This is a genomic window from Rahnella sikkimica, from assembly GCF_002951615.1.
In the GTDB taxonomy this organism is placed as follows: Bacteria; Pseudomonadota; Gammaproteobacteria; order Enterobacterales; family Enterobacteriaceae; genus Rahnella; species Rahnella sikkimica.
The window spans coordinates 1201222-1227766 of the sequence record NZ_CP019062.1; the positions used below are offsets into that span (position 1 = coordinate 1201222).

The 26545-nt window shown below is 51.2% G+C and carries 23 protein-coding genes; 3 read left to right on the forward strand and 20 right to left on the reverse strand.

Going from position 1 to position 26545, the window contains the following annotated elements:
- Positions 1-158: 158 nt before the first annotated feature.
- A complete protein-coding gene (locus BV494_RS05470; RefSeq protein ID WP_104921932.1) occupies positions 159-401 on the forward strand; it encodes a hypothetical protein in 243 nt (80 codons plus the stop codon).
- A gap of 148 nt (positions 402-549) precedes the next feature.
- Here the strand turns inward: BV494_RS05470 and BV494_RS05475 are convergent, their stop codons facing one another.
- On the reverse strand, positions 550-915 hold the full coding sequence (locus BV494_RS05475; protein WP_104921933.1) for a methionine-R-sulfoxide reductase: 366 nt from the start codon (positions 913-915) through the stop codon (positions 550-552).
- A gap of 230 nt (positions 916-1145) precedes the next feature.
- On the opposite strand from BV494_RS05475, the gene BV494_RS05480 reads away from it, so the two are divergent.
- Positions 1146-1349: a DUF6434 domain-containing protein gene (locus tag BV494_RS05480; protein ID WP_104921934.1), complete on the forward strand. Its 204-nt coding sequence runs from the start codon at positions 1146-1148 to the stop codon at positions 1347-1349.
- Between the two features lie 155 nt (positions 1350-1504).
- Here the strand turns inward: BV494_RS05480 and BV494_RS05485 are convergent, their stop codons facing one another.
- The 18 genes from BV494_RS05485 to BV494_RS05565 form a co-directional block, all read right to left on the reverse strand.
- The gene (locus BV494_RS05485) at positions 1505-2536 is read right to left on the reverse strand and encodes a methionine synthase (RefSeq protein WP_104921935.1); all 1032 of its coding nucleotides are present in this window, start codon (positions 2534-2536) and stop codon (positions 1505-1507) included.
- Positions 2537-2562: 26 nt separating this feature from the next.
- On the reverse strand, positions 2563-3546 hold the full coding sequence (locus BV494_RS05490; protein WP_104921936.1) for a DUF1852 domain-containing protein: 984 nt from the start codon (positions 3544-3546) through the stop codon (positions 2563-2565).
- A 245-nt stretch (positions 3547-3791) separates the two neighbouring features.
- Entirely contained in the window at positions 3792-4139 is a 348-nt protein-coding gene (yajD, locus tag BV494_RS05495; protein ID WP_104921937.1) for an HNH nuclease YajD, read from the reverse strand.
- Positions 4140-4232: 93 nt separating this feature from the next.
- Positions 4233-5273 (reverse strand): type VI secretion system baseplate subunit TssG, encoded by a 1041-nt coding sequence (gene tssG, locus BV494_RS05500; RefSeq protein ID WP_104924717.1) that lies wholly within the window; start codon positions 5271-5273, stop codon positions 4233-4235.
- Positions 5273-7048, reverse strand: a complete 1776-nt coding sequence (gene tssF, locus BV494_RS05505) for a type VI secretion system baseplate subunit TssF (protein ID WP_104921938.1) — start codon at positions 7046-7048, stop codon at positions 5273-5275. Before tssF ends, tssG begins: the two co-directional genes overlap by 1 nt.
- A 13-nt stretch (positions 7049-7061) precedes the next feature.
- A complete protein-coding gene (locus BV494_RS05510) occupies positions 7062-10157 on the reverse strand; it encodes an ImcF-related family protein (RefSeq protein ID WP_104921939.1) in 3096 nt (1031 codons plus the stop codon).
- Between the two features lie 5 nt (positions 10158-10162).
- A complete protein-coding gene (locus BV494_RS05515; RefSeq protein WP_104921940.1) occupies positions 10163-11605 on the reverse strand; it encodes a KPHS_23130 family T6SS system protein in 1443 nt (480 codons plus the stop codon).
- Positions 11605-11868 (reverse strand): PAAR domain-containing protein, encoded by a 264-nt coding sequence (locus BV494_RS05520; RefSeq protein ID WP_104924718.1) that lies wholly within the window; start codon positions 11866-11868, stop codon positions 11605-11607. Before BV494_RS05520 ends, BV494_RS05515 begins: the two co-directional genes overlap by 1 nt.
- A 1-nt stretch (position 11869) precedes the next feature.
- Complete coding sequence (locus BV494_RS05525; protein WP_192938080.1) at positions 11870-13912, reverse strand: T6SS effector phospholipase Tle3 domain-containing protein; 2043 nt, start codon at positions 13910-13912, stop codon at positions 11870-11872.
- A 16-nt stretch (positions 13913-13928) separates the two neighbouring features.
- Positions 13929-14681 carry a T6SS immunity protein Tli3 family protein gene (locus BV494_RS05530; RefSeq protein ID WP_104921942.1) on the reverse strand — a complete coding sequence of 251 codons (753 nt, stop codon included), beginning with the start codon at positions 14679-14681 and terminating at the stop codon, positions 13929-13931.
- A 50-nt stretch (positions 14682-14731) separates the two neighbouring features.
- A complete protein-coding gene (locus BV494_RS05535) occupies positions 14732-15484 on the reverse strand; it encodes a T6SS immunity protein Tli3 family protein (RefSeq protein WP_104921943.1) in 753 nt (250 codons plus the stop codon).
- 66 nt (positions 15485-15550) lie between these two features.
- Entirely contained in the window at positions 15551-18055 is a 2505-nt protein-coding gene (locus BV494_RS05540) for a type VI secretion system Vgr family protein (RefSeq protein ID WP_104921944.1), read from the reverse strand.
- Positions 18056-18538: 483 nt separating this feature from the next.
- Positions 18539-18730 carry a PAAR domain-containing protein gene (locus tag BV494_RS05545; RefSeq protein WP_104924719.1) on the reverse strand — a complete coding sequence of 64 codons (192 nt, stop codon included), beginning with the start codon at positions 18728-18730 and terminating at the stop codon, positions 18539-18541.
- A 1-nt stretch (position 18731) separates the two neighbouring features.
- Positions 18732-18974 (reverse strand): hypothetical protein, encoded by a 243-nt coding sequence (locus tag BV494_RS26040; protein WP_226790038.1) that lies wholly within the window; start codon positions 18972-18974, stop codon positions 18732-18734.
- Positions 18962-20773 (reverse strand): T6SS effector phospholipase Tle3 domain-containing protein, encoded by a 1812-nt coding sequence (locus BV494_RS26045; RefSeq protein WP_226790039.1) that lies wholly within the window; start codon positions 20771-20773, stop codon positions 18962-18964. Before BV494_RS26045 ends, BV494_RS26040 begins: the two co-directional genes overlap by 13 nt.
- A gap of 15 nt (positions 20774-20788) precedes the next feature.
- Positions 20789-21541 (reverse strand): T6SS immunity protein Tli3 family protein, encoded by a 753-nt coding sequence (locus BV494_RS05555; protein WP_104921945.1) that lies wholly within the window; start codon positions 21539-21541, stop codon positions 20789-20791.
- A 50-nt stretch (positions 21542-21591) separates the two neighbouring features.
- Positions 21592-22344: a T6SS immunity protein Tli3 family protein gene (locus tag BV494_RS05560; RefSeq protein ID WP_104921946.1), complete on the reverse strand. Its 753-nt coding sequence runs from the start codon at positions 22342-22344 to the stop codon at positions 21592-21594.
- Positions 22345-22842: 498 nt separating this feature from the next.
- Positions 22843-23613 (reverse strand): arylamine N-acetyltransferase family protein, encoded by a 771-nt coding sequence (locus tag BV494_RS05565; RefSeq protein WP_104921947.1) that lies wholly within the window; start codon positions 23611-23613, stop codon positions 22843-22845.
- 95 nt (positions 23614-23708) lie between these two features.
- Between BV494_RS05565 and BV494_RS05570 the strand changes: the two genes are divergently transcribed.
- Positions 23709-25142: an aminotransferase-like domain-containing protein gene (locus BV494_RS05570; protein ID WP_104921948.1), complete on the forward strand. Its 1434-nt coding sequence runs from the start codon at positions 23709-23711 to the stop codon at positions 25140-25142.
- A gap of 158 nt (positions 25143-25300) precedes the next feature.
- On the opposite strand, the gene ychF is transcribed toward BV494_RS05570, so the two are convergent.
- On the reverse strand, positions 25301-26392 hold the full coding sequence (gene ychF, locus BV494_RS05575) for a redox-regulated ATPase YchF (RefSeq protein WP_104921949.1): 1092 nt from the start codon (positions 26390-26392) through the stop codon (positions 25301-25303).
- Positions 26393-26545 lie beyond the last annotated feature (153 nt).

Consider the following 26545-nt stretch of genomic DNA (forward strand, 5'->3'; position numbering starts at 1 on the left):
TTTCAGCGGTTGACAGAGTTCTGAAAGCGCAGGTCTTCCTGCAAAGAGTAAAATGATATGGCAATGCCGGAGGGCGTTTTTGGCCAGATAAAGCTCAGGGTGTGCTGTTAACTCAGGCTATTTTGCCTGCGGATGCAGCACAGGAGCGGACTTAGCAAATGCCCGATAACATTACAGCGCATTACAGTATGCTTTCCCCCTCAATCCCCTTCATACCGCCTGCGCGCCCTTGCGCCCGTCTCTCTTATTTTGGGTTTGCGGGCGAAGTGACGGTAAATAACGGTGCTGCAACCCTGAACGTCGGTCCATTCGCGAAGACTCAATTCACTGCGGCTAAACAACAAGTGGTCAAAGAGCCGCTGGGCGTGAACCTGAATTGCGTGGCAAAGCGTCTTCGCTGAGTGTGACCGTCGAATCGGCCGGGCTGACGGATACGCGCGAGTTCCGTGCGGCCAGCTCAACGGCAAAATACGCCGGTTTATATCTTTAATGCAGGTCGGAAACCGTCTTTATCTGTACCGCAATATTGTGCGGCAGTGAGGAGGGTGTTTACTCTTCCCCGACGCTTTCAAAATTCAGAGAGACTGAATTCACGCAATGTCGCAGGTTTTTCTCGGTCAGATATTCGCCTTCGAATACGTGGCCCAGATGCGCCTGACAGTGGGCACAGACAATTTCGGTTCTGCGCCCGTCGGCATCAGGAACGCGTTCTACCGCACCGGGGATTTCGTCATCGAAAGACGGCCAGCCGCAGTGGGATTCAAATTTGTGCTCTGAGGTGTACAACGGCGTTCCGCAGCGTTTGCAGACATAGCGGCCCGGTGAAAAATGCGCATTATAAACTCCCGTATGCGGGCGTTCAGTCCCTTTGTCTTCAATCACAAAGCGTTCAAATTCTGTGAGGTCATTTTTCATGAGGTTCATTCCTGTTAAATTACGCGTTACGGCTGTTAAATGATTTTACAACCGTAACACTCCGGTGACAATGTCGTGAGTGTGTGATCGCCAAATCGGGTTGATCATCCGCCGCCGGTAGGGATGAAATACAGCCTTACGCCGCTGGCGCAAACATTGCAGCAGCCGTTTGTGGCATTTTATGACCGGGCGTTGGCGTTTGGGCCAGCACTGGAAGAGGCGCAGAATAGATGCAAATTGACTGGCACAGTTCATCACTCACCCGTACTACCGTCGTGGATAAGAATTACAAAAACACCCAAAATGTGCGTCGTTTCATGGTTGAGCAGTGCGGGGAAGCATTTCGATTCGACCGTGATTTCATGGCCTGGATACGGAACGATGTGCCAAAAACTCTGGGGGATGTTGCTGATGAGTGGACGCGCAGGCGTTAACCGGCGGAAGTCATGACGAACAGTGATGCCTGAACCGTCGTCATCATTCAGCCCGATTGGGTTTAGCGGTTGAGCGATCCCAATGATCGCTCAACCCGGACTGAATTCTCTTCTAACCCTAAACTGTCTGGCGGCGTTATTTCGCCAGCCGTTATTTATTTCGCCAGAAGTTCTTTACGGACGATTTCTGCGCCTGCACTTAATGCATCCAGCTTGCCTCTTGCGATACCACGAGGTAACGGGATCATGCCGCAGTTGGTGCAAGGATAAAGTTTGTCTGCGTCGACAAACTGCAATGCTTTTCGCAGCGTCGCGGCAACTTCCTCTGGCGTTTCAATGGTATTGGTTGCGACGTCGATCGCGCCTACCATGACCTTTTTACCCCGAATGAGTTCCAGCAGTTCGATGGGAACATGCGAGTTATGACATTCGAGTGAAATAATATCAATGTTCGATTTTTGCAGTTTCGGGAAAATCTTTTCGTATTGTCGCCAGTCTGTTCCCAGCGTTTTTTTCCAATCTGTATTGGCCTTGATGCCATAGCCGTAGCAAATATGCACTGCCGTTTCACATTTAAGCCCTTCAATGGCTCTTTCTAACGTGGCAATTCCCCAGTCATTCACTTCATCGAAGAACACATTAAATGCGGGCTCATCAAACTGAATGATATCGACGCCCACGGCTTCTAATTCTCTGGCTTCTTCGTTGAGAATTTTAGCGAATTCCCAGGCGAGTTTTTCACGGCTTTTATAATGGTTATCATAAAGCGTATCGATCATTGTCATGGGACCCGGCAGAGCCCATTTAATCGGCTTGTCTGTTTGCTGACGTAAGAATTTAGCATCTTCAACAAATACAGACTTTTGGCGGCTCACCGGCCCCACAACGGTCGGCACACTCGCATCATAGCGATCGCGAATTTTAACGATCTCACGTTTCTCAAAATCAACGCCGTTGAGGTGCTCAATAAACGTGGTGACGAAATGCTGACGCGTTTGCTCGCCATCGCTGACAATATCAATCCCGGCCTGCTGCTGATCTTCCAGACACAGGCGCAGGGCATCTTGTTTGCCGTCAATTAATTCCTGATCTTGCAGTTTCCAGGGTGACCAAAGCACCTCAGGTTTTGCCAGCCAGGAAGGTTTCGGTAAACTGCCCGCCGTTGACGTCGGTAATAACTTTTTCATAATAGATGACCCTGTATTTTGGTTAATCAAAGAACGGAACTTGCTGACCACTGCTCAAGAAGTGTTTGGTAAGGTTTAATGAAATTCTCTTCTGTAAACTTTCCCTGCTCAATGGCTAAGTGACTACGTTCTTCGCGATCATAAACAATTCGTGTTAACGAATAATCCTGGAAATTCAGGCTCGGCTGATAGCACTTTCCTGCGGCGGAATTAGCGTTGTAAATTTCAGGCCGGTAAATTTTTTGGAATGTTTCCATCGTGCTGATGGTACTGATAAGTTCAAGATTGGTGTAATCGCTGAGTAAATCACCAGCGAAATAAAAGGCTAAAGGCGCAACACTGTCTTTAGGCATGAAATATCGGGCATGTAATCCCATTTTGGCGAAATATTCATCCGTCAGGGAAAGTGCATCCTGCTGGTATTCGATGCCCAATACAGGATGTTCATTACCTGTGCGGTAATAAACGTTTTTACTGGAAACACTCAGACAGATAACCGGCGTTTTATTGAAGCTGTTTTTGTAGGTGTCTGAATTAATAAACTGTTTGAAGATGTTCCCGTGCAACTCACCAAAGTTGTCCGGAAGCGTAAATTGGTCTTTGTTCTTATTATGCGCAGGCAGTAAAACGCTAAAATCAAAATCCCGCACGTAAGAGGAGAAGTTATTCCCCACAATACCGTCAATGCGTTCGTTGGTCTTTTTATCAATGATATTTGTTTTCAATATTTCAATCACCGGGAAGGCGTCGGCCTTACCGTCAATATCAATATTCAGCTGCGCAGTAATGATCTCAAGTTCGACGCCATAACGATCGCCATTGGGGTTATCCCAATGCGCCAGTGAATTGAAACGGTTGTCAATCATCACCAGGGTGTTGCGCAAATTCTCCTGACGTTTTTCACCCCGGGCTAAATTAGCAAAGTTAGTCGTAATACGCGTACTTTCTGAGGGGTTATAATTCTCGTCGAAGCAAATGCTCTTAATAGTAAATGCAAATTTTTTATTCATTGTTATCCGGCACCCTGATTTATATCTGTAGATAATTGCTATGCATAATTTATGCCTGAGTCATTGATTGAGGAAAAGTGATTTGTTTTCATCGAACATGAACGTTCTTCATGATCAGGTGTAGGTTCGGGGCCGTGGCGACGAGATGTTCAGGGCTATTCACTGAAACACCTGTACGGAGTGATGAATGAGAGAGGCGGGATTATCGAAGGTCAGCCCCTGCGCAGAAGCTGACCTGCCGAACATTATTTCTTCTTATTGAGCATCGACTTTAAATCGGCAAACGGATTGTAAGTGGCTGCATCAATGTCATCTTGCGCGTCTTCGCCCGCCACAACGCGTGTGCCGTACAGGTCCGCTTCCGTGTACTTGGAGTGTTCGTGGTCATGACAATACAGACACAATAACTCCCAGTTACTGCCATCTTCCGGGTTATTGGTATGGTCATGATCGATATGGTGAACCGTTAATTCGCGCAGGTTGGAATAAACAAACTCCCGCGAGCAGCGTCCGCAGACCCAGGGATAGATTTTGAGTGCTTTCTCACGATAGCCGCTTTCCAGACGCGTGTAGTTTTTTGGGATCAGTGCCATGGCGATGTTATCCGTTACAAAGAGATGATGTTAAAAGTCTGCGCCCAATATATCCCACAATGGGGCGGGAGGAAAAATGAAAGCCGTATCGGCTTATGGGCCTCTGTTCTTTTTGTCCCGGATCCTCCCCAGTTTCATCGTCACCTGATCCGGCATTTTATCGAGATTATCCTCGCGCAATCCCAGCACCACGTTGTAACCCATCATCAGCGAACGGTCGCCCAGGCGCGGCAGCGGAGCCAGTTTCATCGGGATAGTGAGTGACAGACTGGCATCGTAATCACAGCCCAGATAGACGCGCAGCAGATCGAATACGTCCTTACCCAACTGACCGCCGGGTAGCCAGCTTCTGGCTTCCGCTGCGTCTTCAGTAAACATCTCCACCCCAATGCAGTAGTTCGCATCTTCTGTATGACTGCCCAGCACCAGATGGTCGCCCAGTTTTTGTTGGTCTGAAAACGAGAATTTCGCCCGTTTCCCGGCGGGCATCCGCGTGACTTTATGCGGTTTGACCGTCACCTGCGTATTCGGTGCTTGTGTGCGGATCACACTGGCAATACCTTCCGCCGTGCGGGTGGTTCTGACCAGCGGTTGCAGTAATGCCAGTAAACGCGAGGCGGGCACGTCGCCGCTGTCGGTGATGCCGGTCAGGGCCATCAGGCTGCGCGAGGTTTTATCCGTGCCGCCGTCTTCAAAGGTGGCGGGATAGCTGTACTTTCGCCAGATGCGGTAAAACTGGGTCATCATCCGGTGGTTGAAAATGTCTAAAAAGGCTTCCAGCGCTTCATGGCCTTCGCGCTTTTGGGCAATGTCATCGATGTAGCTGGTCGGCAGCGGGGAATCCACGCCGTACAATCCCATAAACGTGGTGCGCACCGTCGGCGGCGCGTCCGGACGTTGCGGATCCGTTTCTACCGCTTTCAGCTCGCTGACCGGAAAACCCATTCCGGGGTGCGGACGAAAGCGCACCGGGTCGTCTTTCGGCGTGAAGGTGCTGCCTATTGGTTTCTGAGCAGACAGTTGTTTTTCCAGCAACTGGCAGAAGCGGTAGAAGTTAAAGGCGTGCGCCCGGTCGTTGCCGTCACTGTCCCGCCAGAATTCCTTCACGCGCTTTTCGTTATCTTCAGGCGTCATCAGAATAAAATCCGTTTTAAGCGTCGTTCCGGCCAGGCCCACGTTGTGCCGGACTGACTGAGCGTCACCGTCAGTTGCGTGAAGCGGCGGATATCTGCGTATTGGGTGTAAAACTGCTCGAGGATCTCACAAAACAACAGCGCGTCACCTTGCCCGAAGAACTGATGTTCATCCAGCGTGACGCGGATCGCCACACCGTGCCAGCCTTCGGCGGGGTAATGGGAGGGTGTATATTCAACGTGCGTAATGCCCGCAATGCGGCGCGCGTTGTCCGGATCATGCGTCCAGTCCAGGAGCGTCAGCGCGTGGCGCAGCGTATCGATTTCCATCAGACCGGCAATGGCCTGCGGATGCAGTAATGACAGTACCTGCCACTGATAAAGTCCGGCAACCGGCGGGTAATACGGCATGGACGGGCGCGTGCGGGTCGCACATTTCAGCTCGAGATTGCCGAGGGCCATGTCGCCATCGAAGACGCTTTCCTGTAACGCCATGCTCGGATAAGCGCCGTTGGTGCAGGTCATGTTCAGGCGCATTTTCAGGCCGTCCTGTTCAGCATGCGTCCGGCCACCGAGCATCAGAAGGGTTTCATTCAGCCCGGACGTGCCGCGGTACAGGCGGGTGTGATAATAACGGTCGGGCCAGGACTTTTCATATTTCAGCATCCCGCCTTTCTGACGGAACTGGCTGTAGGGCACATAGCTGAATTCGGCGTTGTCTTCGGTGACTTCCGCGACATCGTTTACTGCGTAAATCTCGGTATGGCCGTCGCTGAGCCGGTGCGGACGCAGGCGGTAATCGCTGACCGCCGTGGTCACGGTCAGCGGCTGAGCCAGCAGGCGGAACAGGTTGATGACCGGCACGCAGTGCATGCGGATGGCGTCCGGCGGTACGGCCAAATCGTATGACCATTTTTCACTGAGCGTCACCTCGATATCAAATGCCGTGGTGTCCGGCGGGAAATTCAGGGTTTCCAGCCCGCGCAGCTGCATAAAGAAATAACGTTCGGGTGAGGTGAAATACTCCAGCCACGGGCGAACTTCGCCGCACAGCGCCGGGCTGTGGCTTTCCGGCCACAGGCTTGCATCACTTTCGGTCTGCCAGCGCGGGATAAACTGCGCCTCCACCGGCATCAGCCCGGTTGATTCCTGCCAGAATCGCACGTTCACCCGTTTCACCTGACGGCTGAGAGCCAGATACAGCGCCGACTGGAGCACGCGGTCGCCGTTGAGATACAGGCTGAGATCCTGCCAGTCGGCGGGGCGGATTTCGGTCAGCGCGGGCAGGGTGAAGCGCAGCCGCAGTGCCTGCTGCCCTTCATGCAGGGTGCAGATCGAGACATTTTCGAGCGCAAAGGGATGCACTTTCAGGGCGCGGACGGTGCGGTAGGCGCAGCGCTGGCGGTCATTGCCCAGCGGTTGGGTGAACAGTTCGCTTTCTGCCGGTAACACCTCTTCGCGTACGTGCAGCTCCGGTGCCGCGGGCGTCAGTTCGACAACGGCGGTGGAGGGCAGCGTGCGGTTAATCACGGGCAGAAGATGCGAGAGCAGCGGCTCGGTCAGTTCCGGAATGTCGTCATCAATCTTCTGCCGCAGTTTGGCCATCATCAGCGAAAAGCCCTGAAACAACCGCTCGACCGATTCATCACGCGGCACCGGGCTGCCGTCCAGCCCCAGCGCACGGCCCAGCGCCGGGAATTCCTTCGCAAACTCCAGCCCGGCTTCCTTCAGGTAGCGCATTTCGCCGTCAAAATATTTTAAGAAATCGTCTTCCATGTCGTTACCTGTGTTAACGGAATATCGTGTTGGGGAGCCGGAAGCCATCAAGGCTCAGCAAACTGACGGGGTCGCTCCCGGCGGTAAATGCCAGCCGGTAGTTAAGCGGTAAGCCGTCTTCGGCGCTCCAGGTCAGCTGATAATGTGTATCGTCAACCGGCGTGATGTTGGCCTTCTTCAGCAGGCGGTAAAATGCCCAGGTGCCCGGTGTATCGAAATAGAGTCGCGCACCGGCGCGCACGCTGGTCCACACCAGTTCGGCATTGGGATAATAGGTGTCGCCCGGCCACTGAATATCCGTCCAGAACGGCATCTGATTAAAATACACCAGCTTCTGACCGTCGATGATCAGTTCGGTCTGCACCACGTCTCTGGCTGTTCCGGCCTGAAGCCTGAAACGAAAACCCCAGCCGTTATCGTTCAGCGCATGACCCAAACGGTCGAGCTGATTCAGTTTGCTGAGAAAGGCCGGACTGACCGTCAGCCCCGGCGGCAGTTTACCGGCCTCCTGCCAGCGGTGGTCTTTGTACTCCAGCACGCCGTTCAGGTGCTCGCGGATAAAACTGACAATCTGGCCCGTTTGCGGATTGATAAAATCATTCAGTGCCACCAGTGATGCGTCTTTCGGGCTGCCGGTGAACGGGAAGGTGTTATCGAATTCTTTATGCCAGCTTGCGACAATCTCCTGCTGCCACTGCGCATCCATGCCTTTCACGCCGGTGGTCATCACGCCTTTCCAGGTCTGGCTGAGCGGCGCTAAAAACAGCGCCTGTGCCATCGGCTGCCAGCCGCTGCCCAGCTGAACGCGCAGACGGGCAGGCAATTCAGAGACCGTGTTATCGATTTGCGTTCCGCGAAAAACCGATTGCGACAACGCTGCCGTACCGCCGCTGGCCGCTGACAGATTGCGCATCTTGTCGCGCAGGCCTGCGGTTTGTGACCGCCACGCAGATAACGTAAGTCCGTTGCTTTTACCGGCACCGGTCGCCATTGAGACGATGCCGCCAAACACCGGTTGCAGCGCGGGATTCAGTTCATTGCGACGCTCATTCGGACTGCCTGCCAGCCCCTGCCACGCCAGCTGTTTCATCAGGGCTATTTGCGGTGAACGGCTGACGTCGGAGGCCAGTGTCAGTTGCTCCGCGGGATCCGCCGCCGTATGCGCCTTCAGCTGGTTCAGCGTTTTCTGCCACGCGGTGCCGTATTCGGCAAAGTAGCGCGCCGTTAACCGTTCGCCCAATGCCGTGGGTGACAGCGAGGCTTCCACCGGATGCCCCGGTTCCGCCAGCACCCAGCCGACCTGCTCCTGACGCTGTTTTACCCGCGCCGCAATCTCCGGCGCTATCGCACCTTCATACGCCTGACGGGTAAAGCTGCCCGGCACTTCGGTATCAAGGGTAAACATCCCGCCGGTCTCCTGACCGTCAAGTAACTGGGTCAGCGATAAATCGCCGAAGTTGCGCGAGGTGCGGTAAATCAGGGAACCATATAGTTTTTGTTCGGCATCCGCGCCGCTCATGGCATTCAGTAACGCCGACCGCGCCTGCGCGACCGCCGCGCTGTCAGGACGGATTTTCCATTCCGGATGAACGGCAAACTGTGAGGCGAAGAAAGTAATATCCTGCGGTGCGATGTTTTTCAGTAAGGGCGTCAGTTGCTGCGTAAAGTACTGCTGTGCTTGAGCGCCGGTGGTTTTGTCTGGCTGAGCCAGCATCAGGTAAGTTTTCAGGGCGTCATAGGACGGCGTGGTTGAGATCAGTGCTGCGCTCAGCTGACGCTCCGCCGGCAGAACGATAAGCCTCTCCGCCAGCGCCGAGTATTCCGGCCAGATCGCGGGAAGCAAAGACTCCGTCACGTCCAGACCAAAACGGCGGTAGAGCGGCGTGCCCTGTGCCTGCTGAGTCAGTAAGGTTTGCACTCTCTGTTGTAATGAAGACAAGGTGGCAGGCGACGGCGAGTTTTTCGCCTGCTGGACCTGCTCCGCGCTGCCGGTCATCAGCCGGTAATTACTGATGCCGGACACGATTGTACCCATGGTTAAAAGGAGCATCGCGGCTGCGGCGCTCCACTGCGCCACCACCCGTGTATTGACGCCCACGGGATGTCCGGCGCGCCGGTTGATATTCGCGGCAAGTTCCTGCCAGACGGGTGAACTGGCGCGCTCATGCGGGCTGTACGCCCGTAATGTCAGCGCCGGTGAAAACGCCACGCCGTAAAGAGGCAACGGGCGATAGCTGTTCAGCAGCGGTTTAACGGCCTCCGTCCAGCCGGTCAGGCGGGTCTTTAAATCGCTGGCCAGTTGCAGCAAAAACGCATGACGTAAATTTTCGCTGATTTGTGCCATCCCCTGCGCGCGAAGATCGGGGAGCAGGGACTCAACGGCGGGCGATAAAGAGTCTGATGTCAGCTTTTTGTCTTCGAATACACCGACCAGCTGCACCGGCCGTTCCGGCTGCGGCCACTTCTCTTCGCGCCGGTCCAGCAGATACACCGGCAATTCCCAGCGCAACTGATGGCGGACGATTTCGTAACCGCGAAGCACTGCGTCAGCCTGCTCTGCCTGCGTATATTGCGCCTCATGGCTGACCCAGATCAGCGCATCGGCGGGAGCATTGCGCCGCAGGCGGCGTAACGCCTGAAGGTCTGCCGTATTACCGCCCGCGGCCAGCGAGCCACCCCACAACAGCACAGTATTGCCGACCGTCGTCCAGCCAGACTCAGTCAGCCCTGGCGCAACCTGTTCAACATCGGCCACTTCACCCATCACCAGCAGCCACGGGAGTTTGCGTTTCCAGCGCAGGCCGTAGCGTCTGCTCAGACTTGTTCTGAGATGCGGGAAGTCAATGACCGGTTGCTGCTTTGGTGCTTCATCTCGCTCAACCGTGTTCGGTTCTAACGGGGCACTATATTCACTGGAAGAACCGAATAACGATATTGCTAAAAGCAGGAATGCCGTTATTGCCAGCAGGCAGAATGCAATCATCAAAAATACCGGGGTTTCGGCTTTTGGTGAAAAGGCATGGCTTTGCCCGATGATCACAAACAGGATCACCCCGAACATCAGCAACAAAAGCAAAACGCCGACGGTGCGCAAAATCCCTTTGAACATTATTGTTAATCCCTGAGTGACGCATTGGCGTCCTGCATAAATTGCGGTTTTTGGATCTTGTTAACCGCTGTCCGCAGCGCAATGACGCTTCCGGGCAAGGTGATAAACAATGAAAAGACAATGGCGGTGAATCCCCAACAGGAAAATAACCAGTGCGGCCACGCATTTCCAAGACACCAAAACAGCACCAAATTAAACAATAAACTCAATGCAACAGATCCCGCAGGATAGGGGGCCTGAGGCAAGTTTTCTGCGGGTTGAAGGCTTACGGGGGCCTGATCACCCACGACTATCGTCCAGGCATTTTTTCCGTCATGGTGGATAATCCACTGACCGCCCTGACCCTGTTCGACCATCAGCGCGGCTGCTCCCATCAATAGCCCACCCGTAAGCGCTCCGTACTGGTCATTGTCTTTATCAAAGTCTACAAGGCCACCCATGGGCGCGGACGGGCGTAGCGGCAGTTTGAGTTCATAAATCAGAGCACTGAGCTTCTGGCGCACGCTGTCTGCAAGCCCGCTGAACCAGACAAGGCGTATCGATTCCGCCGGTTGTTGCTGCATATCCCGCTGTTCTGTCAGTTCAGAAGCTAACCGGTCGGTTTTGACCGGCATTGCCCGGAACAAACGGGTCGCTGTTTTGGCTTCTGCAGCTTTGAGCCGGGTGGGCGGGACAAGCAAGAGGGCTGTGGCAATTTCCGACAGCGTTTCATGAGGCTTTCGGTAGTGCATCGCGAGTAGCAAAACGGGATGATGGGAGGCAAGAACTGACTGATTCCAGATGGGAAAAAGCGAAGAGTCAGGCAGCAGGTGAACACTGAATTTTTTAGCGGGGAAACGTTCAGCCAAAATTGAGTACAACTTATGCTGTTCGGCCTCATCAACCTCGCGAGAAGTTTGCAGATAAACCGAAACATCTTCATTTTTAAGCGTGGTATTCAGCGTCGGGGCGATTTCATCAAGCAGGGCATGACATAAGCGTTCAAAGCGATTTATTCCCGGTATCAGGGTTTCTTCAGGAAAGAGAACCTTAGGCATATCGGCCGCATCATCTGATGCCTCCGCCTTCTCAATACCCGCTTTACGCAACAGAAGCTGGCTATCAGGCGTCAGCATGACGACCTTGACCACGCAAAGAGAGTTCTGTGCCCAGCGTTGCCAGGCGGCAGACGTATTATGCTGCCACCATAATGCGTTATGCCAATACAGCGCCTGAATTTCCCACCCCAGTAAATAGAGTGTCAGAAAAAACAATGTTCCCGCCAGCGCATAGCCTGTCAGCGGAAGATAAAAGCCAGAAGCTAACGCAGGCAGGCCATCAGCAGGGGAATTGAGCACGACCCATGCCAGTGATGCCAGAAACCCGGCACCGAGGATAAAAACGCAAATCCACGGTGACCATGCGGCCGCTTTTTCAGGCACTGGCGCTTTCGGTACTGACCATCCCATCAGCCGATCTCCATATCCTGCAGGGTGGCAATCACCACGGAACCACATTCTGTTTTAAAGCCGTGCAAGACAATCCCGCGTCCATTTTCTTCATAAGCAGAGGCATCGCACTCAGTGATGCGGTTAGTCCCATGCTCCGGACAGGTTACGGTGTCGTTCAGTAATGCGGCTTTCTTGCCCGCTAATTCAAAACTGGATGAGGCCGAGGAAACTTTGCCACCGTGTGAGGTGGGATCTCCGAGTACTACGGCGAATTTGCTCATGTTAATAACCATATTCCCTGGCTTTAGTTCGGATGCGTTCTTCGAATTCTGCTTTTTTTACTTCTGACAGGGTTTCTGTAGAAATAATGGATGGAATCGGCGGGACGGATAACTCACCGTTATTAAAATAGTTGTCATAGCCTTTCGTCCAGTCTGCTCTGTCCCGCAGTTCTGCCATAAATGCCTTGTCCCAGGTCGCGTCACAGAAGCCGATCGGTAAGTCGAAAGGCACGACTCTTTCCATAAAAATCGGACTGTTTGGCAAGGTACTGTGATCGGTGGGTTGCGAGATATAAGAGCCCACGCGGATACGGCGTTCGTCGTCCGTTTCCTCGCGCATGATGGGTTCATAAGCGTGTCCCCCGGCCATTACGCGATATTCGCCGGTGGGCACCAGAATTTTGGGGTACAGCAACACATAGTTTGCAAAGGTGTCGTCGTTGGGTAATTTTGTTCTAGGATCATACTGCCCCCAGGCAAATCCTGTTCGAGATTCGGGGTGTTCATCCCAATGCCTCCCATCACCGGGGCGTGTTTTGTCAAAGTTTGCCATGTCAGATGCTGCAATAGGAGCTGGGACTTCTTCGGCATTGATATCAATAGTCTGACGAAAGTTAGGGGGGTTATAGGTCAGAAAATCCCCGCCGTCATCCCAGAACGGTTTGCCATCAGGTAATGGCCAGAACGGCGTTTTAGGGGCAGGTGCAGTTCCGCAGGGGGTGGCGCGTGCCATCATCCGCTGGAACAGATGTTTTTTGTGAGCCGCAATGAGTTTGTGCGGCTCTTGCTTGCTGGTGTTTCGCAACCCTTGCCAGCCCAGGCTGAGTAGCGGAGATGAGCCCATCACGCGGTCATGTGGGTTGCAGTAAATATAGAAGCGTCCGTGATTACCCCGCTCAGGGATCCAGCGGTCAGATGTCACCGTTTCAGTGCGCTCCTGTTTTTTCGCCGCAGGATAATCCTGCCCGGAGGAAACATAATCATATTCTCCGGTTTCTACAGTGGTGACCTGAGGCTGCGTTGATTTATGCTTAATCAGTGGTGTCCAGGGCTTGTTATCCTCTGATTTTCCAACAAATAACGCGCTATATTTTTCCGGGGGCAACGCTTGAGCCTGTTCTGCCACTTTATTGATGATGGCTTCCAGTGTTTGTTCGCGTGCTTTGTCAGATATAATTTCATTATCCGGCAGAGAAAAACTATCGGTCGGCTTTGTTTCCATCGCATAAGGTGAATTAAGAATAAATAATGCATCCGGTGCTTTGTTTGCAAGAGCTGCTGCCCCCAGCGCGATCATGGTTCCCTGGCTATGAGAAATAACACTCACGGTATCTCTCGGGTATTTGACCCGAATTAAATCCAGTAAATCGGCCAGCCGTTTAGCGGTATGAGCGTAATATTTACGCGGAGGCGCACTGGACAGTAAACGGTCAAAGTCAGGGGCGAAGTCTTGTACCGTAATGGGAACATGGCGTAGTTTTGCATTAAATCCGGTTTCCCCCCACAGAGAAACCAGATTATTGGTGCCGTTCTGGAACGGGCCTCCGCCCCAATACCACGGTCCTTTGGCCTGCAGCGCTTCAGGCTTCAGCCCCTGTTTTTTTAACTGGCGGTAATCTTCGTTTTGACGGTTAACCAGCGGAATGAGGTATCTGTCTTCTTCACCCTTCGCTGAGCGATATCCCCAGTAAAAGCGGACGATCGGAGAGTTCCCCGCATTCAGCAATTTACGATCCTTCTTATAACTCTCCAAATCAGCGGGATTGTCGCAATTATATTCATTGGCTATCAGTGCGTAAGGGGTACCGCCCAGTCCCAATCGTGTGTTTAATCCTTCGCAAATACTCCGTTCAGCGTTGGAAAACCATTCGCCGGTAGAATTAACGCCATGCACAAAAATAATGATACCAGGGTAATGTGGCGGGAGTTGGCATTCAGCCCGGACTTTCACATTATTAGGCGACAGACTGCTGCGAAAGTGGGGCTTCCCGTTATCATCATAGAAGCAGGGGGCTTCACGTGTCGGTTCTTTAGATGTAGTCATTTTCGTTAACTCCCTGTTAGTTGGCAATGTATTTCACGCGTCGTGGTTTAATCGTGTTGTCACAATGAAAATGATCATCCTTGGACACTCGATTAAAGTGAGCGTCTGATGCATTAATCCATTCATAATCATCTGACTTTTTTGGTGTGGGATATTTTTTATAATTTCCTTTTGCATTTGAAACTTGCGTGTAAATAGCATCATTAGTGATCGTTATTGTGTCATAAATAGAACCTATAACTTTAAGTTCGGAGTTTTTTGATGGGTCGGTTAAATTTCTATAAGCAATAAAATAGTTTAAGAATCCATATTTATAACTGACGTTACTCCCTGGGTAGGCAATGATATTATCACTAGCAGCATAAATAAAGTTGCTATGGAAATCCATCACGCCATTGGGTTGGCTTATAGTGAATTCGTTTTGAGGGATTTTATCTGCTCCCTCATTACCAGCCAAAACCTTAATTTTTTTATTAGTGTCGTTGTAATAAACAAATCCGCCGAATGAGCAATTTAAATAATTTTCAAGAGTAAAAAAACGATGATTGTCAATGCGATAGACAACCTGCGGTTCTACGTCGATTTCAACATCCCGGATAGCTCTGCCACCGGAACCGCCGGGGAAGCCCGCGCCAAAACTGCCGCCTACGGTCGGGATCATTGAAACCACAACGTTCCATAATACCCATATCACAAAGATAACCACGGCAATGATCATGAGAATTTTCAACCCAAGTTCAGTGCCTTCGCTTTTCTTTTCATCACTCATAATCAAGTTCCATTTTACTGATGGCTATTATCATTTTTGTTAACTCCCTGTCAGTTTGAAATGTATTTCACACGTCGTGGTTTAATCGTGTTGTCACAATGAAATTGGTCATCCTTGGACACTCGGTTAAAGTGAACGTCTGATGCATTAATCCATTCATAATTATCTGTTTTTTTTGGGATGGGGTATTTTTTATAATTTACTGTTGCGTTAGAAACCTGCACGTAAATAGCATCGTCTGTAACAATATTAGTGCGGGAACTCGATGGTGAAACCTCAAATTTTGCATTTCTTGAGGGTTCGCTGATGTTTTTATAAGCTATATAATGAGTAGAGTTTCCGTATTTATAGCTCACATCTCTAGTCGGGTAAGCAATCACATTATCACTGGCGGCATAAACGAACTTACCGTTTAGTGCAAGCACATCATTCTCCTGCATCGTTGTAACTTCGTTTTGAGGCCTTTTATCTGCTCCCTCATTACCAGCCAAAACCTTAATTTTTTTGTTCGTGTCGTTGTAATAAACAAATCCGCCGTTGTTACAGTCCAGGTATTGCTCTAGCGTGAAAAAACGATGATCGTCAATGCGATAGACAACCTGCGGTTCTACGTCGATTTCAACATCCCGGATAGCTCTGCCACCGGAACCGCCGGGGAAACCCGCGCCAAAACTGCCGCCTACGGTCGGGATCATTGAAACCACAACGTTCCATAATACCCATATCACAAAGATAACCACGGCAATGATCATGAGAATTTTCAACCCAAGTTCAGTGCCTTCGCTTTTCTTTTCATCACTCATAATCAAGTTCCATTTTGAATTTCCGCATCCCGATTCAAACTGCCGGTGTTAATACTTACGCATCAATCATTTTCCCTTAGGGAAAACAGACAAAATCATATCGTCAACTATTTCAGATTGGGTTAATTCCGTTTCACCAGTCGCTGACGTGATGCCTTCGATGATTTTTCCATCCGGCATAGTGATCCGATAAGGGATATTACTGATGGGATGTCCCGTCAGGGCGTGGCTGACAACAAACTTTTCATCGAAGCTTTCGGGCTCAAACGATTTCATCGTACTTTGCATGCTGGCCGCGCCTTGTTTGACGATACCTGCATTTTTCACCCGCAGTTTCCCCGGACCGCCAATTTCAACGTTACCGCCTTTCAGTTTGATGTAGGCTCCGCCGCAGATCAGAACCAGCTCGTCCTGCGCCGTCACCGTCATTTTTTTGCCGCTGGCAATATGCGTATCGTCCGTTGACCAGGTGGTGAATTTCCCGCCCTGCGCCTGAACGTCGATATCGCCTTTGGCAGCAAACATTTTGGTGCCCTGACGGCTGTAGAGGCTGATTTGCTCACCGGCCGCGACGGTGAATTTCTTCGCCGCGCCGATATCCACCTGTTTACCGGCGGTCAGCGTCAGGCTGTCTTCGGCGTACAGCTGCATACTGTCCCCGCTGACAATACCGACGCCTTTTGGGGCGCTTAAAAGCAAAACGGCCTGCTGAAGTTTGTCGAGTTTCTGCTGAAGTAACGTTTGTTGCCGGTCGATGTCGGCGGCTAACGCCTGCGCCTGTTGCGCACTGGCCGACAGGCTTTGCATTTCCACCCTCGCGCTGGAAAGCAGGGCTTTGGCCTGTTGCATATCCAGTTGCTGACCTCCGGCGGAGGCCTGCACATCGGCAGAAATAAACACGCCTTTACCGCCACGAACGGACACCCAGTCGTCGGTGCGCAGCTCGGCGCCGTGGCCGCGGTCTTTGCGCTTATCATCGACCAGCGCACCGAGGTTCAGCTGGCTTTTGCCGCTGGCAGGCGTTGAAAGCTTGATGTGTTCTTTGCCGCGCGTGTCGTCGAGACGCAGTTTGTTATTGGCCGGCGTGCGTATAACGTTCCGCTTATAATTCGGTAACGCCACATGATCCGGGTGCCGTGAATCATGCAGCGCGTAAGCAATGTAAGGCCGGTCAACGTCGCCGTTCTCAAACGCAATCGCCACGCCGGTGGAATCCAGCAGTGGCATATGGAAGCCGTAACTGTCACCGGAATACGGTTTCGCCAGACGCAGCCAGCAGCTTTCAAAACCCTTCTGCCATGCGGTGCGGTCAAAACCAAACTGCGCGCGGTATAAACCGTCGGCGTTGATATGGGCGTAAGGTTCATCCGGGTGCGCGCTGGAGATGCGGGCGGGCAGCGTGCCGGTGACGACGGGCCACGGCAGCAAAACAGGGCGATAAGGATGCTGGGTATTGCGCGGAACGGCGGTGAAGGTGACGAAATACGCCGTGTCGCGGGCGACGTTTTGAGATTCTGTGGAGACAATCAGCAGGCCGTCGGGCGCTTCCGGCCAGTCCTTGCCCGGCGTGGTGATAACCATGCCGGGGCGCAGCGTCATGCAGTTGGATTTGCCCTCGAACGTGATTTGTTCTGTGAGGTAGCGCTCCTGACGGCGTTTGGCGTACCACATGCCCTGACCGGGCTCGCTGCTGTATTCCTTGCCCGGCTCGGGATAATACTCGCCCCAGCGGTAATCTTCGGCGACCAGCGCCGGATAGTCCGGGTTAGTGGCGGTTGTGGCCGTCATATCGCTTTGCGCAGCCGGGTAATAATCGTCGCTAACCGTCACTGACTTCGGAATGGATTTCCGGCTGACCGACATCTCCCACACCGATTCCAGCCCGCCGTCGAACATGCCTGCCGGATTGCGGAACGTAATAGCTACAGGTTCCGGCCAGGCGTAGGAATGGTCGGCCAGCACCATGACGTCGCAGTTGTTTTCCTCATCGTATTCAAAGAAGTACGAGATACCACTGTCGGCCAGACGGCGCGCGATGTGCGCATATTCGCTTTCACCAAACTGCATCATGAATTTTTTCAGCGGGTACTGGTCGTTCAACGCAAACCGGAAATCCAGCCGGTCCATGTTGTACCGCAGGAAGGTGTTTTCGGTCATGCTGATGACGCTGTCGTTCTGGTAAATCGCGTTATTGCTGCCCTGATTTAAGCGGGTAAGACGGTGTTCCAGCGTCGCGACGTAGCGGGTCTCGTCGGCAGACGTGCTGCACTGGCGAAACTGAGTAATGACACCGGGAATAATGCGCGGTTTAACCGCTTCCCACGGTTTGCCGTCGGGATACATCAGGAACAGGGCGGAATAGTTGATGATGTGTTGGGCGGGAATGTCTTTCACCGCGCTGGTGAATTCGATTTCATAGCGCAGGATGTCACTGATGGCCTCGGTGCCGCTGAACTTGAGTACCGAGATATCCACACCGGGCTGTTGGGATTCGAGGCGCGTTAATCTGAGCTGATAATGGTTGTGGATCGGTAATTTACTGCCGGCAAGAATGTATTCCTGAATGCTCATTATTCAATTCCCTTTTCCACAGGCCGTTAGCCGGTGACTGCCTGTGCATGAGTCCGTTATCACGTCACCGCAGGCGGCGAAATGACGTGAGAAAACAAACTTAAGCCAAATTAATGTTGGCGTGATTCTACTCAGAAACCTGACGAACAGAAGGGGTAATGTTCGGGGTTGGGCTCTTTTACGGAAATGAAGTATTTCTGAATGTAAATCTGGAGGGTTTTAAAGGCTGTTAGGAATTTTCATATAAATTATATAGATAAGTCTGATGAATAAAGACAGTGAATGCATAATTTCTGTTAGTGATTTCCGTATCTTTGTCTGGCGCGGAAACTCCCCCCACCTGCGTAAACCAGGGATGATTTTTTCAACCACTCTTTTACCGGCATTGCCCGGAACAAACGGGTCACTGTTTTGGCTTCTGCAGCTTTGAGCCGGGTGGGCGGAACAAGCAAGAGGGCTATGGCAATTTCCGACAGCGTTTCATTAGGCTTTCGGTAGTGCATCATAAGCGGATGCATCACATTCAGTAATACGGTTTGTACCGTGCTCCGGACAGGTCACCGTGTCGTTCAGCAATGCGGCTTTCTTGCCCGCTAATTCAAAACTGGATGAGGCCGAGGAAACTTTGCCACCGTGTGAGGTGGGATCTCCGAGTACTACGGCGAATTTGCTCATGTTAATAACCATATTCCCTGGCTTTAGTTCGGATGCGTTCTTCGAATTCTGCTTTTTTTACTTCTGACAGGGTTTCTGTAGAAATAATGGATGGAATCGGCGGGACGGATAACTCACCGTTATTAAAATAGTTGTCATAGCCTTTGGTCCAGTCTGCTCTGTCCCGCAGTTCTGCCATAAATGCCTTGTCCCAGGTCGCATCACAGAAGCCGATCGGTAAATCGAAGGCGGCTACTCGCGACATAAATTCTGGGCTACTGGGCACGTGCTATGGTCGGTGGGCTGTGATATATACGCGCCTACGCGGGTGCGCCGTTCCTCGTCGGTTTCACGTCTCATCTCTGGTTCTACTTTTGGGTAATCTCTCCCTGTAGGAAGATACTTACCGGTTGGTATCTGAATTTTTGGGTACAGCGACACATAGTTCTCGAAAGTATCGTCATTGGGGGCACCGTTTGGCTTATTTTGTCCCCATCCATCCCCTTTTTTAGAAATAGGATTTTTATCCCAATGGTCACCATTTCCTGGGCGCTTCATATCAAAGTCCACCATCGTTGATGCCAGAATAGGTTCTTTCACCTCTTCAGCATTGATATCGATAGTTTGATAATTAGGCGTTGAGTAAGTCAGCAAATCTCCGCCATCATCCCAAAATGGTTTTCCATCTGGTAAAAGCCAGAAAGGGGTTTTGGCATTTAGCGCTCCACCACATGGGGTGGCTCGTGCCATCATTCGTTGGAATAGATGCTTTTTATGTGCTCCGAGTAATTTATGAGGTTTTTGATCAAATCCTGAATTGGGTAAACCTTGCCATCCAAGACTCAACAATGGCGATGACCCCATCACACGATCGTGTGGGTTGCAGTAGATATAAAATCGTCCATGATTATCTCTCTCAGATATCCATCGGTCCGAAGTCGTGGTTTCTTTTCGCTGCTGTTTTTCAACTGCCGGATAGGTCCTTCCTGAAGAAACATAATCATACTCAGACATTTCAGTTGTAGTGACCTGAGGGATATTTGACTTATGTTTTATCAACGGAGTCCAGGGGCTGTTTTCTTCAGATTTCCCAACAATTAAATCTTTATATTTATCAGGCGTCAGAAAAGTTGCACGCTCAGCAATTTTATTGATGATGGCTTCCAGTGTTTGTTCGCGTGCTTTGTCAGATATAATTTCATTATCCGGCAGAGAAAAATAATCGGTCGACTTTGTTTCCATCGCATAAGGTGAATTAAGAATGAATAATGCATCCGGTGCTTTGTTTGCAAGAGCTGCTGCCCCGAGCGCGATCATGGTTCCCTGGCTATGAGAAATAACACTCACGGTATCTCTCGGGTATTTTACCCGAATTAAATCCAGTAAATCGGCCAGCCGTTTAGCGGTATGAGCGTAATATTTACGCGGGGGTGCACTGGACAGTAAACGGTCAAAATCAGGGGCAAAGTCTTGTACCGTAATGGGAATATGGCGTAATTTTGCATTAAATCCGGTTTCCCCCCACAGAGAAACCAGATTGTTGGTGCCGTTCTGGAACGGGCCTCCGCCCCAGAACCACGGTCCTTTGGCCTGCAGCGCTTCAGGCTTCAGTCCCTGTTTTTTTAACGTGCGGTAATTTTCGTTCTGACGGTTAACCAGCGGAATGAGGTATCTGTCTTCTTCCCCCTTTGCTGAGCGGTATCCCCAGTAAAAGCGGACTATCGGAGAGTTTCCTGCATTGAGCAGTTTTCTGTCTTTCTTATAATTATCAAAATCAGAGGGAACGTCACAATTATATTGATTGGGTTTCAAAGTATAGGGGGTTCCTTCAAGCCCTAAACGGGTATTTAATCCCTTGCAAATATTCTCTTCAGCGATTGAAAACCATTCTCCGGTAGAGTTTACTCCGTGCACAAAAATAATAATGCCAGGATAATGTGGAGGAAGTTTGCATTCAGCCCTAACTTGTACATTCTTGGGAGACAAACTGCTCCTGAACTGTGGTTTTCCGTTGTCATCAAAGGCGCAAGATGCTTCACGCGTAGGACCGATTATTTTTTCCATTTATGTATCTCCCTGTTAGTTAGAAATTAACTTTACATGTGTTGGTTTAATATTATTATCACAATGAAAATGATCATCTTTTGATCTTGAAGGGTAATTAACATCTGAAGGTGAAACTAATTCGTAATTATTTACATTGTTTTGCGGGATTTTAATTTTTTTGCTGTATTTAGAGACTGTACTATCCTGTATAAAAATGGCGTCATTGGTTACGGTTGCAATTGCATCTATGAATATTCCGCCACTGCTTGTTATATTTGATGGGTTGTTGACGTCAGTGTATCTTATAAAAAATGTTGAGTTCCCATACTTGTAATTAACATCTCTGGTTGGATATGCAATGATGTTGTCATTGGCAGCAAAAATAAATTTACCTTTAAACGCCAACGTATCATTTACCTGGCTCATTGATACTTCATCTTGAGGCTCTTTGTCTCCGCCTTTTGGCCCTGCGAATATCTTTATTTTTTTATTAGTATCATTGTAATAAACCAATCCACCGCTGCTACAGTCTTTGTATTTTTCAAGAGTAAAAAAACGATGACCGTCAATGCGATAGACAACCTGCGGTTCTACGTCGATTTCAACATCCCGGATAGCTCTGCCACCGGAACCGCCGGGGAAGCCCGCGCCAAAACTGCCGCCTACGGTCGGGATCATTGAAACCACAACGTTCCATAATACCCATATCACAAAGATAACCACGGCAATGATCATGACAATTTTCAACCCAAGTTCATTGCCTTCATTTTTCTTTTCGTCACTCATAATCAAGTTCCATTTTACTGTTGGATATTGTCATTTTCGTTAACTCCCTGTTAGTTAGAAATGTATTTCACGCGTCGTGGTTTAATCGTGTTGTCACAATGAAAATGGTCATCCTGAGATACGTTGTTGAATTTAACATCTGAGGAACTAATCCACTCAGGATCATCCGATTTTTTAGGAATAGAGTATTTCTGATATTGTTCTTTTCGATTTGACACCTGAACATAAACAGCATCGTCTGTGACGGTATTCGTATTGTAAATTGACGGCGAAACCTCGAATCTCGCATTTTTTGAAGGGGTGCTAATATCGGCGTATACGATAGAGTAAGTTACAAGTCCATATTTTGAATTCTCATGTCGCTCAAGGTAAGCAATTACATCGTCCCTGGCTGCATAAATAAACTTGCCAGAGAAAGAAAGAGGGCCATTAGGTTGTAAAATTGAAATTTCATCTTGGGGGTCTTGATCTGACCCTTTTGGACCAGCAAGCACCTTAATTTTTTTCTTGGTGTCGTTGTAATAAACAAATCCTCCAAGGTTACAATCCATATATTTTTCAAGCGTAAAGAAACGGTGGCCATCAATGCGATAAATAACCTGCGGTTCTACGTCGATTTCAACATCCCGGATAGCTCTGCCACCGGAACCGCCGGGGAAACCCGCGCCAAAACTGCCGCCTACGGTCGGGATCATTGAAACCACAACGTTCCATAATACCCATATCAAGAAGATAACCACGGCAATGATCATGACAATTTTCAACCCAAGTTCAGTGCCTTCGCTTTTCTTGTTATCACACATAATCAAGTTCCATTTTGAATTTCCGCATCCCGATTCAAACTGCCGGTGTTAATACTTACGCATCAATCCCTGAATGCTCATTATTCAATTCCCTTTTCCACAGGCCGTTAGCCGGTGACTTCCTGTGCATGAGTCCGTTATCACGTCACCTCAGGCGGCGAAATGACGTGAGAAAACAAACTTAAGCCAAATTAATGTTGGCGTGATTCTACTCAGAAACCTGATTAACAGAAGGGTTAATGTTCGGGATTGGGCTCTTTTACGGAAATGAAGTATTTCTGAATGTAAATCTGGAGGGTTTTAAAGGCTGTTAGGAATTTTCATGTAAATGAATAAGATAAGTCGCAGTCCGGATGTTAAGACGTCAAAATCCACGCAATGGCAGGGATGTTTTCAGGTTCGTCAGTCTTCATGACGTTACTTAAAACGTCATGAAGACATCAAAACGAATCAGCCGTTAAGTTTGTGTAGTGCTGAGGATCCCTCCGTCATCCCGATTTATTGCAGTACAGGCAGAGCAAAGCGGTTTTTTAGTACACCGGCAATTTCGTCTTTCGTCAGTTGCTGCGTTTTGACGCCATCAGCGGTGACCGTTTTGAGTACATCACCCAGCAAAATCAGGCGCCCCCCGGAGCCATGCTGCACGACCAGTAACTTCTGCACAAAAATGGCATCAGGATGGGTGGAGTTGAGGTAGTTGGCCGGCGCGAAGTCAATCCACTCCTGAGGGGAGAGGTCAAACCCGTATTGACTGGCCCATTCGCCTTCCACCTTCGCCTGTAGCAGGTACGCGTTATTCGCGTCACGGGTCAGCCGGAAAGTATCGAAATCCTGCACGATGTCGGTATCTGTCAGGTCTAAGGCCACCGGTGCACGAATACCGTAGCTGCCGAACCCCAGATCGCAGAGCCACTGACGGCCATCTACTTCAGCAATTAACGCCATATGCGTTTTCGGACGGCGCGCAGGGTAAAACATCGGACGCGCCGCAATGAAACGGTAGGGAATACCTAAAGCCGCCAGTGCCATGGCAAAGAGCCCGTTGACCTCATAACAGTATCCGCCCCGGCCGCGTTGCAGCAGTTTATCGGCTATGTCTTCGGGCACCAGTGAGACCCCTTTACCGGCCTGGACATCCAGATTCTCGAAGGGCACCGAAAAGAGCTGATGGCGCATGAGTGCGTGCAGCGTGGCGGTATCGGCGGCTGCTTGTCCGGTATAGTTGATACGACGAAAATAAGTTGAAAGGTCGAAGTTCTCGCTATGCATAATGCCTCCTTATCTGATCAGGTCAGACACTATAGAAGGAGCACATCATTGTCTGTATAGTCAGATTTATCGAAAATCAGCCTGTACAGATCGCAATGTCCGTCCCACCTCTGTCCTCCCCACATTACCGCCGGATTGCTGAAATGCTTCGCCTGACCCTTGAGTCCGGTGCGTTGCGAACCGGCGACCGGATGATCTCCGCGCGTAAACTGGCCGAACGCGAGCAAGTCAGCCTCCCCACGGCACTGGAAGCACTCCGCTGCCTTGAGGCTGAGGGGCTGATTGTTGCGCGTCCGCGTTCGGGCTACTTTGTCTGCCAGATTAAAACACCGCAGGGCAGACCGCATTCACCCCCTTTATCTGGCCCGGTTCCGGTGACGATGTCAGCCGTAGCCCGTTCAATATTCAGTCGTTCAGAAGCCCGTCTGGTGCCACTTGGCGCCGCGCTGCCCGATCCCGCATGGCTGCCCACAGAGACACTACAGCGGGCGCTGCAAACGGTAAGCCGTCGCCTTGAAGCCCGCGGGCAGAGCTACAGCCTGCCGCCGGGGCGTGCAGATCTGCGCAGAAATATCGCCCTGCGTGCTGCACAGTGGGGTGCCCGTTTTGGGGCCGATGATCTGGTCATCACGACGGGCGCGACGCAGGCGCTGCGTCTGGCTCTCCGGGCAGTGTGTCAGCCGGGTGATGTTGTGGCGATTGAGCAGCCCGCCTACTTTGGCACGCTCCTGCTGCTGGAGGATTTAGGCCTGAAGGCATTGCAAATTCCCACGGATCCGACGGAAGGCGTGTTACTGGCCCCTCTGGCCGAGGCTATTGAGCGCCACCGTCCCGCTGCCGTGCTGGCTTCACCGACGGTGCAAAACCCGCTCGGTGCCAGTATGCCCGTCACGCGCAAACAGGAACTGGTTGCTCTGATTGAACGTGCAGGTATCCCATTAATTGAGGACGATGTGTACGGGGATCTGGCCGGTGAGGGGCAGCGTCCTCCGGCCTGCAAGGCGTTCGATCAAAGCGGGAGTGTGATTTATTGCAGTTCATTGTCCAAAACCCTTGCCCCCGGCTGGCGGGTCGGTTGGATTGCGGCAGGGCGCTACCACACGCAAGTATTGCAGGCGCGCATGGCCGGAGACTGGGCAGGTTCACCGCTGCTGGAAGCCGCCGCGAGCGAGATGCTGGCCAGCGGGGACTACGAGCGTCATTTGCGGCGTCTGAAGCTTCGTGTCTCTGAGGGGGTAAAAGCCGTCATCGCAAGGGTCGAAGCCAGTTTTCCGCCGGGCACGCGTGTTGCCGTGCCAGCAGCCGGTTTCCTGTTGTGGGTTGAACTTCCGCCTCAGGTCAAGGCATGGACGGTGTATCGTCGCGCGCTGGCGCTGGGCATTGGTGTCTGCCCCGGCTCACTGTTTTCTCCCGGTGCGGAATTAGAAAATTTCCTGCGGCTAAATTGTGCGAACGAACCGTCGCCCCATTTGCTCAATGCCGTGGAGCAGATCGGCGCGCTTTGTCACGAACTGGCCGGTGAGAGCTAAAGGTTAATTTCTGACTGCGTAAGATCATTCACTGGGCACCGCTTTTTAACTGCGCTCCCGCGAAACACTCCGAGACGCTGTAAAAAGAAAAACCCACGCTTTCGCATGGGTTTCAGGTATTTCATCCGTCTCAGGGAGACTGAGACGTCAAAAGCGGATCAGACGTTGAACAGGAAGTTCATCACGTCGCCGTCTTTGACGATGTATTCTTTGCCTTCAGAACGCATTTTTCCGGCTTCTTTCGCGCCTTGCTCACCTTTGTAGGTGATGAAGTCTTCGAACGCGATGGTTTGTGCGCGGATAAAGCCTTTCTCGAAGTCAGTGTGGATTTTACCTGCGGCTTGTGGCGCGGTAGCACCGACAGGGATGGTCCATGCGCGCACTTCTTTCACGCCAGCGGTGAAGTAAGTTTGCAGGTTCAGCAGCTCATAACCGGCGCGGATCACGCGGTTCAGGCCCGGCTCTTCAATACCTAACTCGGCCATGAATTCTTCACGGTCGGCGTCGTCCAGCTCGGCGATATCAGATTCAACCGCGGCGCACACGGCAACGACAACAGAACCTTCTGCTTCGGCGATTTTACGCACGATGTCGAGGTACGGGTTGTTTTCAAAACCGTCTTCGTTAACGTTCGCGATGTACATGGTCGGTTTCAGCGTCAGGAAGCTCAGGTAGCGGATAGCCGCTTTGTCTTCTTCGGTCAGATCCAGCGCACGCAGCATACCGGCTTCGGAAAGCTGTGGCAGGCATTTTTCCAGCGCAACCAGTTCAGCTTTGGCGTCTTTATCGCCGCCTTTGGCACGTTTCTGCACGCGGTGAATGGCGCGTTCGCAGGTATCAAGGTCAGACAACGCCAGTTCGGTATTGATGACGTCGATGTCGTCAGCCGGATCCACTTTGTTGTTAACGTGGATAATGTTGTCATTTTCGAAACAACGGACAACGTGGCCGATCGCTTCGGTTTCGCGGATGTTGGTCAGGAACTGGTTGCCCAGGCCTTCACCTTTGGACGCGCCTTTTACCAGACCGGCGATGTCCACGAATTCCATGGTGGTCGGCAGGATACGCTGCGGTTTTACGATCTCGGCCAACTGGTCAAGACGCGGATCGGGCATTGGCACGACGCCGGTGTTAGGTTCGATGGTGCAGAACGGGAAGTTTGCTGCTTCGATACCCGCTTTGGTCAGCGCATTGAACAGAGTAGATTTACCGACGTTCGGCAGGCCGACGATACCGCATTTGAATCCCATGTTTTTCTCACCTTAATATCTTAATTATCAAGCAATTAAATGTAATTGCGCGATGTAATGACCATAATTCCCCGCATTATACACGAGAACGACATTTTTCTCGATCCGGTTGTGAGGGCGAGACATCGGCGATACGTCATTGACCGGATTGAT

Coding starts and splice junctions, on each gene's coding strand:
- BV494_RS05545 (WP_104924719.1), bottom strand. CDS start 18,730: ATGAGCAAATTCGCCGTAGTACTCGGAGATCCCACCTCACACGGTGGC.
- tssG (WP_104924717.1), bottom strand. CDS start 5,273: ATGACGCCTGAAGATAACGAAAAGCGCGTGAAGGAATTCTGGCGGGAC.
- BV494_RS26045 (WP_226790039.1), bottom strand. CDS start 20,773: ATGGAAAAAATAATCGGTCCTACGCGTGAAGCATCTTGCGCCTTTGAT.
- BV494_RS26040 (WP_226790038.1), bottom strand. CDS start 18,974: ATGTCGCGAGTAGCCGCCTTCGATTTACCGATCGGCTTCTGTGATGCG.
- BV494_RS05485 (WP_104921935.1), bottom strand. CDS start 2,536: ATGAAAAAGTTATTACCGACGTCAACGGCGGGCAGTTTACCGAAACCT.
- BV494_RS05530 (WP_104921942.1), bottom strand. CDS start 14,681: ATGAGTGATGAAAAGAAAAGCGAAGGCACTGAACTTGGGTTGAAAATT.
- BV494_RS05475 (WP_104921933.1), bottom strand. CDS start 915: ATGAAAAATGACCTCACAGAATTTGAACGCTTTGTGATTGAAGACAAA.
- BV494_RS05560 (WP_104921946.1), bottom strand. CDS start 22,344: ATGTGTGATAACAAGAAAAGCGAAGGCACTGAACTTGGGTTGAAAATT.
- BV494_RS05510 (WP_104921939.1), bottom strand. CDS start 10,157: ATGTTCAAAGGGATTTTGCGCACCGTCGGCGTTTTGCTTTTGTTGCTG.
- BV494_RS05480 (WP_104921934.1), top strand. CDS start 1,146: ATGCAAATTGACTGGCACAGTTCATCACTCACCCGTACTACCGTCGTG.
- BV494_RS05470 (WP_104921932.1), top strand. CDS start 159: ATGCCCGATAACATTACAGCGCATTACAGTATGCTTTCCCCCTCAATC.
- tssF (WP_104921938.1), bottom strand. CDS start 7,048: ATGGAAGACGATTTCTTAAAATATTTTGACGGCGAAATGCGCTACCTG.
- yajD (WP_104921937.1), bottom strand. CDS start 4,139: ATGGCACTGATCCCAAAAAACTACACGCGTCTGGAAAGCGGCTATCGT.
- BV494_RS05525 (WP_192938080.1), bottom strand. CDS start 13,912: ATGACTACATCTAAAGAACCGACACGTGAAGCCCCCTGCTTCTATGAT.
- ychF (WP_104921949.1), bottom strand. CDS start 26,392: ATGGGATTCAAATGCGGTATCGTCGGCCTGCCGAACGTCGGTAAATCT.
- BV494_RS05540 (WP_104921944.1), bottom strand. CDS start 18,055: ATGAGCATTCAGGAATACATTCTTGCCGGCAGTAAATTACCGATCCAC.
- BV494_RS05565 (WP_104921947.1), bottom strand. CDS start 23,613: ATGCATAGCGAGAACTTCGACCTTTCAACTTATTTTCGTCGTATCAAC.
- BV494_RS05535 (WP_104921943.1), bottom strand. CDS start 15,484: ATGAGTGATGAAAAGAAAAGCGAAGGCACTGAACTTGGGTTGAAAATT.
- BV494_RS05515 (WP_104921940.1), bottom strand. CDS start 11,605: ATGGGATGGTCAGTACCGAAAGCGCCAGTGCCTGAAAAAGCGGCCGCA.
- BV494_RS05570 (WP_104921948.1), top strand. CDS start 23,709: ATGTCCGTCCCACCTCTGTCCTCCCCACATTACCGCCGGATTGCTGAA.
- BV494_RS05555 (WP_104921945.1), bottom strand. CDS start 21,541: ATGAGTGACGAAAAGAAAAATGAAGGCAATGAACTTGGGTTGAAAATT.
- BV494_RS05520 (WP_104924718.1), bottom strand. CDS start 11,868: ATGAGCAAATTCGCCGTAGTACTCGGAGATCCCACCTCACACGGTGGC.
- BV494_RS05490 (WP_104921936.1), bottom strand. CDS start 3,546: ATGAATAAAAAATTTGCATTTACTATTAAGAGCATTTGCTTCGACGAG.